The 10844-nt window shown below is 62.5% G+C and carries 14 protein-coding genes and 2 pseudogenes; 8 read left to right on the forward strand and 8 right to left on the reverse strand.

Annotated elements, in window-relative coordinates; all coding sequences use genetic code 11:
* Nucleotides 1–20: 20 nt before the first annotated feature.
* The 6 genes and pseudogenes from NKI38_RS08550 to NKI38_RS08575 form a co-directional block, all read right to left on the reverse strand.
* Nucleotides 21–425, reverse strand: a complete 405-nt coding sequence (locus NKI38_RS08550; RefSeq protein WP_352656394.1) for a DoxX family protein — start codon at nucleotides 423–425, stop codon at nucleotides 21–23.
* 153 nt (nucleotides 426–578) lie between these two features.
* The gene (locus NKI38_RS08555; RefSeq protein WP_352656396.1) at nucleotides 579–998 is read right to left on the reverse strand and encodes a DoxX family protein; all 420 of its coding nucleotides are present in this window, start codon (nucleotides 996–998) and stop codon (nucleotides 579–581) included.
* Nucleotides 999–1238: 240 nt separating this feature from the next.
* Entirely contained in the window at nucleotides 1239–2636 is a 1398-nt protein-coding gene (gene fumC, locus NKI38_RS08560; RefSeq protein WP_352656398.1) for a class II fumarate hydratase, read from the reverse strand.
* 465 nt (nucleotides 2637–3101) lie between these two features.
* Complete coding sequence (locus NKI38_RS08565; RefSeq protein WP_352656400.1) at nucleotides 3102–3860, reverse strand: SDR family NAD(P)-dependent oxidoreductase; 759 nt, start codon at nucleotides 3858–3860, stop codon at nucleotides 3102–3104.
* Nucleotides 3861–3987: 127 nt separating this feature from the next.
* Nucleotides 3988–4179, reverse strand: a pseudogene (locus tag NKI38_RS08570) (TetR family transcriptional regulator C-terminal domain-containing protein); the annotation flags it as partial.
* Between the two features lie 116 nt (nucleotides 4180–4295).
* Nucleotides 4296–5060 (reverse strand): NIPSNAP family protein, encoded by a 765-nt coding sequence (locus NKI38_RS08575; RefSeq protein WP_352656435.1) that lies wholly within the window; start codon nucleotides 5058–5060, stop codon nucleotides 4296–4298.
* 148 nt (nucleotides 5061–5208) lie between these two features.
* Between NKI38_RS08575 and NKI38_RS08580 the strand changes: the two genes are divergently transcribed.
* Together NKI38_RS08580 and NKI38_RS08585 are read left to right on the forward strand one after the other, a co-directional pair.
* Nucleotides 5209–5835: a TetR/AcrR family transcriptional regulator gene (locus NKI38_RS08580; RefSeq protein WP_352656402.1), complete on the forward strand. Its 627-nt coding sequence runs from the start codon at nucleotides 5209–5211 to the stop codon at nucleotides 5833–5835.
* A gap of 217 nt (nucleotides 5836–6052) precedes the next feature.
* Nucleotides 6053–7184: pseudogene (locus NKI38_RS08585) on the forward strand (metallophosphoesterase).
* A 57-nt stretch (nucleotides 7185–7241) separates the two neighbouring features.
* On the opposite strand, the gene NKI38_RS08590 reads toward NKI38_RS08585, so the two are convergent.
* Nucleotides 7242–7430 (reverse strand): CsbD family protein, encoded by a 189-nt coding sequence (locus NKI38_RS08590; RefSeq protein WP_352656404.1) that lies wholly within the window; start codon nucleotides 7428–7430, stop codon nucleotides 7242–7244.
* 191 nt (nucleotides 7431–7621) lie between these two features.
* Here NKI38_RS08590 and NKI38_RS08595 point away from each other — a divergent pair, with 191 nt between their 5' ends.
* Nucleotides 7622–8275, forward strand: a complete 654-nt coding sequence (locus NKI38_RS08595) for a glutathione S-transferase family protein (RefSeq protein ID WP_352656406.1) — start codon at nucleotides 7622–7624, stop codon at nucleotides 8273–8275.
* Nucleotides 8276–8456: 181 nt separating this feature from the next.
* Here the strand turns inward: NKI38_RS08595 and NKI38_RS08600 are convergent, their stop codons facing one another.
* Nucleotides 8457–8789 (reverse strand): hypothetical protein, encoded by a 333-nt coding sequence (locus NKI38_RS08600; protein ID WP_352656408.1) that lies wholly within the window; start codon nucleotides 8787–8789, stop codon nucleotides 8457–8459.
* Nucleotides 8790–8803: 14 nt separating this feature from the next.
* Between NKI38_RS08600 and NKI38_RS08605 the strand changes: the two genes are divergently transcribed.
* The 5 genes from NKI38_RS08605 to NKI38_RS08625 all read left to right on the forward strand — a co-directional run bounded on the left by NKI38_RS08605 (nucleotide 8804) and on the right by NKI38_RS08625 (nucleotide 10559).
* The gene (locus tag NKI38_RS08605) at nucleotides 8804–9013 is read left to right on the forward strand and encodes a cold-shock protein (RefSeq protein WP_010915421.1); all 210 of its coding nucleotides are present in this window, start codon (nucleotides 8804–8806) and stop codon (nucleotides 9011–9013) included.
* Nucleotides 9014–9373: 360 nt separating this feature from the next.
* Entirely contained in the window at nucleotides 9374–9604 is a 231-nt protein-coding gene (locus NKI38_RS08610) for a hypothetical protein (protein ID WP_352636153.1), read from the forward strand.
* Nucleotides 9604–10011, forward strand: a complete 408-nt coding sequence (locus NKI38_RS08615) for a hypothetical protein (protein WP_352656410.1) — start codon at nucleotides 9604–9606, stop codon at nucleotides 10009–10011. Before NKI38_RS08610 ends, NKI38_RS08615 begins: the two co-directional genes overlap by 1 nt.
* Nucleotide 10012: 1 nt before the next feature.
* Nucleotides 10013–10177: a hypothetical protein gene (locus NKI38_RS08620; protein ID WP_352656411.1), complete on the forward strand. Its 165-nt coding sequence runs from the start codon at nucleotides 10013–10015 to the stop codon at nucleotides 10175–10177.
* A gap of 4 nt (nucleotides 10178–10181) precedes the next feature.
* The gene (locus NKI38_RS08625) at nucleotides 10182–10559 is read left to right on the forward strand and encodes a YkgJ family cysteine cluster protein (RefSeq protein WP_352656413.1); all 378 of its coding nucleotides are present in this window, start codon (nucleotides 10182–10184) and stop codon (nucleotides 10557–10559) included.
* The last annotated feature ends 285 nt before the right edge of the window (nucleotides 10560–10844 follow it).

Genomic DNA, 10844 nt, shown 5'->3' on the forward strand with positions numbered 1-10844 from the left:
GGCGCGTCTGAGCAAAGATATCAAACCGCGCCACGTCTGTCGACCGACCATGCGCCGGCGCCCGCCATGGCAAGCGCCAGGAAACCGCCTGATATGGCGATATCCTTCATCAGCATCTGCTGGTGCAGGAAGGCGAGCATCGCGTCGCCGCCGCCCTGGCCGTAATGGCCGATGAAACCGGCGACAATGCAGAAGGCGGCGAGCAGCAGCGCCGTGATCCGGGTCTGGAAACCAACCAGAATGAGCAGCCCGGCGATCAGTTCGAACAGTCCCGTGCCCCAGGCGGCAAGCGTCGGCAGCGGCAGGCCGAGGCCGGCGAAATAGCCAGTGGTGCCGGCAATATCGCTCAACGCTTGGAAACCGGAGGGCACGAACAGGGCGGCAAGCAGCAGCCGGGAAAGCAGAAGCAGCGCGTTGCGGGGCATGGTTACCTCCGTTGTCGGTCGAGCCGGGCGGTTGTGCCAATTCCGACGCTGCCACCTTAGCAGGAATCGGCTGGCTGGGGCGCCTGCACAAACAACGAAAGAGGGGCGCGGAAAATTCCGCGCCCCTCTTTTTTGATCGTTGGTGGTAGTGGATCAGCCGCGCTTGGCGTCGATCGAATAGGAGCCGGCGCCCGAGGAAGCCAGCACGAGGAAGCCGCCCGCGATAGCGAGGTTCTTGAGAAATTGGATCATCTGCATCTGGTCGGCCCAACCGGTGTGGGCAACCAGGCCGGTAGCGACCGTGAAAACCGCGAGCACCCAGGCCACGACTCGTGTCTGGAAGCCGACGAGGATGGCGAGGCCGCCGAGAAGCTCGATCAGGCCGACGACAATGGCCGTTACAGTCGGCAAGGGCAGGCCGAGGCTGCCGAAATAGCCGGCTGTGCCGGCGATGGCGGTGAGCTTGCCGAAACCTGAAAGCAGGAAGATGACCGCAAGCAGGACGCGGCCGAGGAGGATGGTGGTCGAGGCATTGGATGCGCTGGAACCGGCGACTGAAGTGTTGGTGGACATGGTGACTCTCTCCGGGAAAGGGGTTGATACCGGTGAGATAGAGCACGCGGACTGTTCACCAAAGCCGCCAGACTGGCGACACATTGTTCACAGCAATTACATTTCCGTGATCGGATGACTTGCGCAAAATTCGCGTCGGGCCCGGTTGCGACAGGAGTAAATTCTCCCCTCGCGAAATACCGGATTTCTGGTCGACGCAATTCCGGACGGAAAACCGCAAGACACTTTTCCTGGAATTGCTTACCCCGGATGCGTCATGTCCTCCGGCCGCACCAGCCGGTCGTAGTCGGCTTCGCTGACCAGCCCGGTGGCGAGCGCTTCCTCGCGCAGGGTGGTGCCCTTCTTGTGCGCGGTCTTGGCGATCTTGGCTGCATTGTCGTAGCCGATGGTCGGCGCCAGCGCGGTCACCAGCATCAGCGAGCGGTCGAGTGCCGCCTTGATGTTGTCTTCCCGCGCTTCGATGCCGACGACGCAATTGTCGGTGAAGGAGACCGAAGCGTCGGAGAGCAGTTGCACCGACTGGAGGAAATTATAGGCCATCAGCGGGTTGTAGACGTTGAGCTCGAAATGGCCCTGGCTGCCGGCGAAGGTAAGCGCCGCATTGTTGCCGAACACCTGCACGCAGACCTGCGTCAGCGCCTCGCACTGGGTCGGATTGACCTTGCCCGGCATGATCGACGAGCCCGGCTCGTTTTCCGGCAGCGACAGTTCGCCGAGGCCCGAACGGGGGCCGGAACCGAGGAAGCGGATGTCGTTGGCGATCTTGAACAGCGCAGCCGCCGCCGCGTTGATGGCGCCGTGCGAAAACACCATGGAATCGTGGGCCGCCAGCGCCTCGAACTTGTTCGGGGCGGTGACGAAGGCAATGCCGGTGATGGCGGCGATACGATCCGCCACCCTTTCGGCGAAGCCGACGGGCGCGTTGAGGCCGGTGCCGACGGCGGTGCCGCCCTGCGCCAGTTCCTGCAGGCCGGGCAGCGTCAGTTCGATGCGCTTGATCGACGAGGCGACCTGCGCGGCGTAGCCCGAAAATTCCTGGCCAAGCGTGAGGGGGGTGGCATCCTGCGTGTGCGTGCGGCCGATCTTGATGATGTGCGCGAAGGCCTTGGTCTTGGCCTCAAGGGCCTTGTGCAGATGTTTTAGCGCCGGCAGCAGATCGTGCACGATGCGCTCGGCGCAGGCGATGTGCATGGCCGTCGGATAGGTGTCGTTCGACGATTGGCTCATATTGACGTGGTCGTTGGGGTGCACCGGCTTCTTGGAGCCCATGACGCCGCCCTGCATCTCGATCGCCCGGTTGGAGATCACCTCGTTGGCGTTCATGTTGGACTGGGTCCCCGAGCCGGTCTGCCAGACCACCAGCGGGAAATGCTCATTGAGTTTGCCGTCGATGACCTCTTGCGCTGCCTCGACAATCGTCTTGCCGATCGAAGGATCAAGCCGCTTCAGCTCCATATTGGCCTCGGCCGCCGCCCGCTTGACGATGCCCAGCGCGCGCACGATCGACGCCGGCTGCTTTTCCCAGCCTATTCTGAAATTGCCGAGAGAACGCTGCGCCTGCGCGCCCCAATAGCGATCGGCGGCGACTTCGATCGGGCCGAACGTGTCGGTTTCGGTTCTGGTCTTTGCAGCGGTCACGGGTCTCTCCTTGTCGAAGTCGGCAACGGCGTATCGCGTTGCACAAACGGCTTCAAGCGGAGATTACGGGCGGCAGGGATGCAAATCGGTTGAAGGTGATCTCCCCCTTGAGGGGGAGATGTCGCCGAAGGCGACAGAGGGGGTCGGTTCGACCGGGCGCAACCTCCTGTCACCGCCCGAAGAGGCTGGTGCTTCACGCGCGGGGCCCCCCTCTGGCCTGCCCGCGATCTCCCCCCTCGAGGGCAGGGCTATCGCATATGAATTCTTGCGAAGAAGACCCCCACCCTAACCCTCCCCACAAGGGGGAGGGAACGCTGCCGCGTGCCTTTAATTCTTCTTTGGCGCCGAAAAGACAGGCGATTTCGCCTAGGTCAGCACCAACGGTTAGGGGTGGGGGTCCGTGCCGCGCAGACATCTCAGGAGTTCCATATGCGATAGCCCTGCCCGCAAGGGGAGAAAAGCATCTCACCCGGCCGTATACCCGCCGTCCACCGCAAAAATGCCACCGCTGGTCCAGGCCGCCTCGTCGCTCGCCAGATAGACCGCGATGCCGGCCAGATCGTCGGGACGGCCGATTCTGCCGAGCGGATAGCTGCGCTCGACATAGGCCTTCAGCTCCGCCTTCGCCTCGGCCGGTAAATTGTCGACTGTCTTGCGCCGCATGGCGGTGTCGACCGTGCCGGGAGCGATGGCGTTGACGCGGATGCCGCGCGGGCCGAGTTCGAAGGCCAGCGATTTGGTCAGCGAGTTCAACGCGCCCTTCGACAGGGAATAGAGGCTCGAAGGCCGCTTCGGGATCATCTTGTTGGCGAAGTAGGACGAGATGTTGATCACCGATGCGCCGGCTGGCAGATGCGGCAGCAGGCCCTGGGTGAGGAAGAACACCGCCGTCACGTTGAGCGCGAAGGATTGCTGGAACTGTTCTTCGCTGACGGTTTCGAACGGCACCAGGAAAGCCACCCCGGCATTATTGACGAGGATATCGAGAGGCTTGCCGGATTTTTTCACGTACTGGACGACGGCTGCGATGCCGGCCGAGGTAGCGAGATCGGCTGACAGCGTCTCGACGCTGCCGCCGAGGTGGTTGCGGGCAGCGTCGAGCTTCTTGGTGTCGCGGCCGACGATGAGGACGTCCGCACCCTCGCGCGAAAACGCTTCGGCGATCGCCAGGCCGATACCGTCCGACCCACCGGTGACCAGCGCGCGCTTGTTGTGAAGTTTCATTGGACGCTCCGAGGCAGCTTTGGCACGTCGAGAGAGCACCGCATAGTGGCGGCCGCGGTCAAGCCGTGAGCCTATCCCACGGTATGAACTTCGACCGCTGGCAACCGGCAGGCCAGCCGGGCCGGTTTTACGCGCCGGCGGTCGCAAGCTCCCGCAGGGCCAGCCGCCCGGCGACATAATCCTTGACCTGGCGGACCGCCTGTTCGCGCGAGACGCTGCCCGGCTGCAGGCCGAGCCGCAGCCAAAGCCCGTCGATCAGCGCGGTGACGCCCAGCGCGATGTCGTCGCCTGTGATCCGCTGTTCGGCGAGGCCCGCCAGCAGGCATTGCTGCAGGCTCTTCCCGGAGCCGTCCTAGTCCGGGCCGAGAGCTGTGGCCACAACCCGCATTGGGAAGATCCGGCCCTTATCGCAAAGGCCATCAAGGCATTTAAAGTCTAACGCCCGACCAGCGATTGCGATGTGGGTGACAGCCGCCAAATCTCCGTTGGTTTGGTCAGACCGAGCTGCGACCATGCCGGCGAGGCAGCGAGGGCGGCTCTGTAGCGGGCATGCGCGTCGGCGCTGTGGAAGCCGGTGACGGAAATGAAGACGTTTTCGTTTGCCCGTACCGGCAGGCGCGGAAAACTGTTTTCGGCATGCTCGGTAACAAAAGCGGCGAGCAGGTTTGCTCCAGACGACATCATCAGGGGCGCCGTCTCAGTCTCGAAGCGATTGGCGAAATCGGCCTCCGTGCCGCGTTGCAAATGATGAATCTGGATGACAACGATGCCAGTCAGCGGCTTGTTTTGAATGGGCTTTTCGTCAATGGCCAAACTTGGCCGCTGCGCGCCCGCAAGGTCGAAGCCGGCGCCCGGCCACGCCGGCTTTAGCAGCAGCACATCGTCGGAATCGATCATTGTCGCGTTGGCCGCATGGCTGTGCGCCGCCCAGACCGGCCCGCCATAGAAATTGGCGAGAGCATTTTTCCGCGCATCCATGCCATCGAAGCCGCGCATCCAGACGAACATGTCCGGGCGATCGAGATCCCGGAACTGGCCGATGATGGTCATGCCGGCGTCCTCCTGGCCCTCGATTAGCCTGCTGTCGAAGATGTCGATGAGTGTGTCGCGCTGGCCGGGCTTCAGCGTGTATTGCCTCAATTCGACCACAGGCGAGGCGAGCGCCGCGGGTTTCGGCGTGGCATTCAGGGGCATGTTTATCCGACTCTCCTAAAAACAGGGTGATCATCCTGTTTATAAACAGACCGGTTGTCCTGTTTTGTCAATATGCTAGAGTCCGGCAATGTCAGCAGAGATGACCGTTCGACCAAAACCGGGCCCACGCAAACGCATCAACGATCCTGAAGGCATGCGCAACAAAGTGCTCGATGTCGCCGAGGACGCGTTCCAGGCGCGCGGCTATCACGCCTCTAGCATCGGCGACCTGATGGCGGCGGCTGATGTCAGCGGCGGAGCGCTGCATCACCATTTCCCGACCAAGAAGGCGCTGGCGCTGGCGGTGATCGACGAGCGCGTTGCGGCAGCGGTCGAAGAGACATGGATCGCGCCGGTGCTGGCGGCGGCGTCAGCGCGCGAAGGCGTGCGCGCGGTGTTCGAGGCCGTGGCGGCCGAACTGGAGCAGCAAGGTTTCGTGCGCGGCTGCCCGCTCAACAATCTGGCGCATGAACTGTCGCTTGCCGATCCGGATTTCCGGATTGCTCTTGCCGGTATTTTTGCCGGGTGGCGCCAGGCGATCGCCGACAAGGTGCGAGCCGACCAGCAGGCGGGCAGGGACGAGGGCACGGATCCCGAGCGCTTTGCCGCGCTGGCGGTCGCCGCCTATTCCGGCGCGATGTCGATGGCCAAGACGGCGCAGGATGCGAGCCTGCTGCGGGATTGTCTGGCGGGGCTGGAGCGCAGCGCGCCGTCGCCATCGCAGGGCGGATTGGCAGCCAGGCGACGCCGCAGGGTACTGCTGCGACCGAAAACCCTTTGATGTCACAGCGATAACGCGTCGCTTTGACTTGGCGCCCCGGCTCTAGCTACTGCGCCGGCGGCTTTCATCTCATAACCTTCGGAACTTGCGCCTTCGTCGCAGCCTCGGCAGCCTGGTTCCTGAAGGATAGAAATGCCAGACCCATGGCACCATGTCGATGGCACGCGGCAAGGAGAGGCGCTGGACGGCCGGCCGCTCTCCATGCTGAATTCAGCAAATGATGAATAGCCGTTCGCCTGGATTGTTTTCTCGTCGCAGCTTTTTGGCGCAGGCCGTAGGTTTTGCCGCGGCCGGCGCATTGTCGCGCCCCGCATTCAGTCAGACCGGCCTACGCATCCAGCCCATCGACGCCACCTTCCTGTTCATCGCCGATGTTCATGCCTGCCGTATGCGAGCGGCTTGAGCCCCAACTGCCTGCAGGAAGGCAAGACCGACGCCGCGCTGCTGCGCAATGTTGCGGCGCTGAATGCCCTCGAGGACAAGGATTGGCCGTCCGAAATCAATGGCGTTGCCACTCGCCTGCGCTCAGCCGGCAGCCGCATCGGCGCGCCGCTTGGCCTTGTCGTCGGCGGGGACATCACCGATGATGGCGGCGGGCAGATCACCCAACCCAGCGAGGGCACCCAGCTGCTCCAGTTCAGCCAGCGCTACCAGCAGGGCGTTGGCCCCGATCGCGTGCACATGCCCGTCTATGTCGGGCTCGGCAACCATGATCTCGACCAGAACGGGCCGCCGCGCCATGTCAATTGGTACCGGCGCGAATTGCGCGACTATGTCGAGGTCAATCATCGCGCCGGCGTCTTCTTCAAGCCGCCGGTGCCGGCCACCGATTATGACGTCGCCACCGACTGCTATTCCTGGGACTGGGGCGGCCTGCATCTGATCCAGACGCATCGTTTTGCCGGCGATACCGGCCACGGCGCCGACTCCAGCCTGCCATGGCTGAAGCAGGATCTGGCGACCTATGCGGCGGATGGCCGCCCGGTCATCCTGTTCCAGCACTATGGCTGGGACACTTTTCGATAGAACGCTGGGATGCCGCCAAAAGGCACTACGACGATGACGGTATCGGTGCACCGCACTGGCGGAGCGAGGCCGACCGGCAGGCGCTGCTGGCGGCGCTCAAGGGCTACAATGTCGTCGGCATTTTCCATGGCCACCAGCACGATACGCCGCTGGTCTATCGCAGGGATGGGCTCGATCTGTTCAAGCCGAAGGCTGCCTATATGGGAGGTTTCGCGCTGGCCAAGGTAACCAGCGACGGCATGGACGTGGTGCTGGGCGAGGCGACCGGTGATCATGGCGAGGTCGCCTTCACCAATGCTTTCAGCAAGGGCTGGAGCACATGAAAAAGGCGGCCCTCGCGGTCGCCTTTCCCGACAAACAGAGCGTTTCTCGATGTCGGATCAGAGCGCTTTCTTGACCTTGTCCTTCACATCGCCATAGGCCTTCTGCACCTTGCCGGCGATCTTGTCGGCCGTGCCTTCAGCCTGGGTCCGCCTGTTGCCGGTTGCCTTGCCGGCGGCTTCCTTGACCGAGCCCTTGACCTGCTTGGCAACACCCGCGACCTGATCCTTGTTCACCATTTTCCGCATCTCCTGGGAGTTTTGAATTCGGAGGAATTCATCCGCGGGAAGCTAACGAGCCCGGCGTCGGTTAGGTTCCAGGCGTCGCCCGGGCAGCAGATCAGGTCGCGCTGTCGCCTCCCGGGGCAAGTTTGGCGAGTTAGGCTGTGACCAAGCGCCGACCAAAGGGATGCTGGGTAATCGTGCGTGGGGAGAGAAAAATGGCTGAATTCACGCTCTTCATCGGCAACAAATGCTTTTCCTCATGGTCGCTGCGGCCATGGGTGGCAATGAGGCATCTGGAAATCCCGTTCGAGGAGGGTTTCGTGCGGCTGCGCACGCCTGAGACCTTTGCCAATCTGGCGAAAGTGTCGCCGACCGGCCAGGTACCGGTCTTGAATCACAATGGCAAAATCGTCTGGGAAACCCTTGCCATCCTTGAATATCTGGCTGACCTGTTTCCGGACAAAAATCTCTGGCCGGCCGACATCGACGCCCGCGCACTGGCGCGTTCGGCGGCGACCGAGATGCATTCCGGCTTTCGCGAGGTCCGCTATGGCTGGCCGATGAATTTGCGCAGGCCGAAGGGCCACAAGCCGCTCGACGCCGAAGGCGAGGCGCAGCGGGCGCGCATCGAGGCGTTGTGGCGCGAGTGCAGGGAAAAATACGGCAAGGGCGGTCCGTTCCTGTTTGGCCATTTCACCGCCGCCGACGCCATGTATGCACCAGTCGTCACCCGTTTCGACACCTATGGCGGCACGCTGGCGCCCGATACGCGAGCCTATGTCGACGCTGTGCTTTCCACGCCGGCGATGCGTGATTGGTATGCCGAAGCGGCCAGGGAGACATGGCCCGAGCCTGGCCCGGACGAATGAGGGCCTGGAGCGTGAGGGACATTCCGGCTGCGCGTCACTCGTTGTCCGGCGTGCCGTCCGCCTTGGCAAGAGCCCGCCTGCCGCGGATGAGCGTGGTGTCGTGAGCGCGCCAAATAAAACGCCCCTCGCGCTTGTTATTACGCGGGGGGCGTCTTTGCCATCAGCCGTTCTTCGATTGCTCTCATGAACTGCCGACGACAGCTAATAAATGCACCTTTGCGCAGATGGTTCCCCGGATGCGCAAAATTTTTTGATGCCGCAGATTTTCTCGAGTTGACGGCAGCAGGCGCTGTCCTGGCGTTCCTGTCCGCCCGTCATGCCGGCGGTTTGCCGCAGGCATGGTCCATGCAGATTTGACAGCGCGCCAAAAGAAGCCTAAAAGCATTTCGTCGATATTTGTTTGACTGACTTTTGTTATCCGCGCTTTCGAGCGCGCCTTTGACGAACTTCCCACATCAAAAATCGGGACAAACGACGTCGTGCATCCGCATGACGTCGAACGAATATTTGCCATGGAAAGGGTTCGTCATGAGCACCGGCACAGTTAAATGGTTCAACGCCACCAAAGGTTTTGGTTTTATTCAGCCTGACGACGGCTCGGCCGACGTTTTTGTCCACATCTCAGCCGTAGAGCGCGCCGGTATGCGCGACATCGTCGAGGGCCAGAAGCTCGGCTACGAGATGGTCCGCGACAACAAGTCGGGCAAGATGTCCGCCGACCAGTTGAAGGCGGCCTGAAAACAGAATTCAGCGCTCCCGGTGGCCACGGATGTACTGGCACCGGTGAGTGGCGAATTCGGGCGCATGGCGGCGGAGACCTGAGTTTCCGCAGTATGTCATGCGCATGAGAAGGGCGTTTCGTGCATCCCCCGTGCATCCTTTTGGATGTCATCTGGTTGCGCGGCACCTTTACGGAAGGTCAGGCGGTGCCTGGCCTTTTTCATTTTGCGGGTCTAGCCGCCGAAAGTGCGCTGCGCGTCGGCCTGGACGTGCTAAGGGACGCTCCAGCAACTTGAATCCCCGTATTGCTTTGTGCGTGCCTCCGACCGAAGTCTCGGTCCTGGCGTATCGGCACAGGCTCCTGACAGGAGAAAGATTTTGACCACCACCAGTTCAAAGACAGCCGTCGATCAGGCCGTATCGCTGTTCAGCAAGACGCAAACCCAGTCGATGTCGCTTAACCGCATCAATTCCGAGCGCGACGCCGTCAGCGAGGCGCGAGAAGCCAAGACCGCGCGTCTGCGCGAATTGCGCCTGGAAAAGGAAGCCGACGAGCTGGCAGCGGCCGCGGCGCTCGCCGCTTTGCCGAAACGGGCCGGAAGACGCTAATGGCCACCAAGCGCGTGCCTCCGAAACTGATCGCCGCCGACTCGACCATCGCCGACGTGGTCGATGGCCTCAACAAGCCGGTCGAATATGTGCGTCGGGTACTGGAAAAGCTGGAGCGCTGCAAACGCGCCCACGGCGATGCCCAGGTGCGGGTCGGTGTGCGCGGTCGCGCCGAATGCCCTAACTATTTGATCGAATATGTCCGCGAAGACGCCAAGACCCATGAGCGGGTGACGTATCAGGATGCCGCCTATAGCGGCAGCACCCATCGCGAGCTCGCAGTGCATCACATCGCGGAAGTCAGAAACTGGTCGCCCGAGGAAATGAACATCACGGCGGTTTCGGCGCTGATCGGCCGCCTGCGCAATCCGCGCGCACCATCATCGCGTTTCGCCGACGAGGACTGACATGGCCATAAAATTCTCCACCAAGGACCAGCCGGCAGCCCCGGCCGCCGCCGCGAAACCAGCCAAGCCGGTCGCCGCGCCGAAAGCCGGCAGCAGCGCCGAGACCTCGACCGATCTCTTCAAGTCGCCGACGGATTCGCCCAAGGGCAAGACAAAGAAGAAATAGCGCCTTGCCGCAAGACGCCGATCACAATCCTGCAGCATCAGGGCTGTCTGCCCTGGTGGCCGCTGCGAGCCTTTTGTCGCAACGCGGCACCGCTGCTCTGTTCGACTGCCAGAGCTGCGGCGCCTGCTGTTCCTACTCGGCCGAGTGGCCGCGCTTTTCCACCGAGGACGACGCGCAGCTCGACCGCATCCCGGAAAAATATGTAGCGGCCAATCTGTCCGGCATGCGTTGCGAGGGCGTGCGCTGCTCGGCGCTGTGCGGCGAGATCGGCAAGTCGACCGCTTGCGGCATCTATGACGTCCGCCCGGATGTCTGCCGTGCCTGCATGCCTGGGGACGACGATTGCCTGATGGCGCGCCGGGCACACGGATTGCCGGTGTAACGGCCAATCTCCCCACTCGTGGGGGAGATGCCCGGCAGGGCAGAGGGGGGCGCTGGCCCGCTGGCTTCTCAGTCGAGCTTCAATCGTACGCCCAAGTAGATTTCGGCGAGAGAGGATCGGGATGTAGACGATCCTTCGCGCCCCCTCTGGCCTGCCGGCCATCTCCCCCACAAGGAGGGGAACATTAAGCCCAGGGGAATCGCTTCAGGTTAACGTTGATTTTTGACGGATGAGATTTTCGAGATAATCGGCGTTGAGATTGGCGAGTTTTCGTCGAACCTTGAG

This window comes from Mesorhizobium sp. M0621 (assembly GCF_040320745.1).
Taxonomy (GTDB): Bacteria; Pseudomonadota; Alphaproteobacteria; order Rhizobiales; family Rhizobiaceae; genus Mesorhizobium.

Bases quoted from the DNA above. Each gene is read 5' to 3' on its own strand.
- NKI38_RS08615 (WP_352656410.1), top strand. From the start codon at position 9,604: ATGGCCACCAAGCGCGTGCCTCCGAAACTGATCGCCGCCGACTCGACC.
- NKI38_RS08590 (WP_352656404.1), bottom strand. From the start codon at position 7,430: ATGCGGAAAATGGTGAACAAGGATCAGGTCGCGGGTGTTGCCAAGCAG.
- NKI38_RS08600 (WP_352656408.1), bottom strand. From the start codon at position 8,789: ATGGCAAATATTCGTTCGACGTCATGCGGATGCACGACGTCGTTTGTC.
- NKI38_RS08565 (WP_352656400.1), bottom strand. From the start codon at position 3,860: ATGAAACTTCACAACAAGCGCGCGCTGGTCACCGGTGGGTCGGACGGT.
- NKI38_RS08550 (WP_352656394.1), bottom strand. From the start codon at position 425: ATGCCCCGCAACGCGCTGCTTCTGCTTTCCCGGCTGCTGCTTGCCGCC.
- NKI38_RS08555 (WP_352656396.1), bottom strand. From the start codon at position 998: ATGTCCACCAACACTTCAGTCGCCGGTTCCAGCGCATCCAATGCCTCG.
- NKI38_RS08620 (WP_352656411.1), top strand. From the start codon at position 10,013: ATGGCCATAAAATTCTCCACCAAGGACCAGCCGGCAGCCCCGGCCGCC.
- NKI38_RS08595 (WP_352656406.1), top strand. From the start codon at position 7,622: ATGGCTGAATTCACGCTCTTCATCGGCAACAAATGCTTTTCCTCATGG.
- NKI38_RS08580 (WP_352656402.1), top strand. From the start codon at position 5,209: ATGCGCAACAAAGTGCTCGATGTCGCCGAGGACGCGTTCCAGGCGCGC.
- NKI38_RS08605 (WP_010915421.1), top strand. From the start codon at position 8,804: ATGAGCACCGGCACAGTTAAATGGTTCAACGCCACCAAAGGTTTTGGT.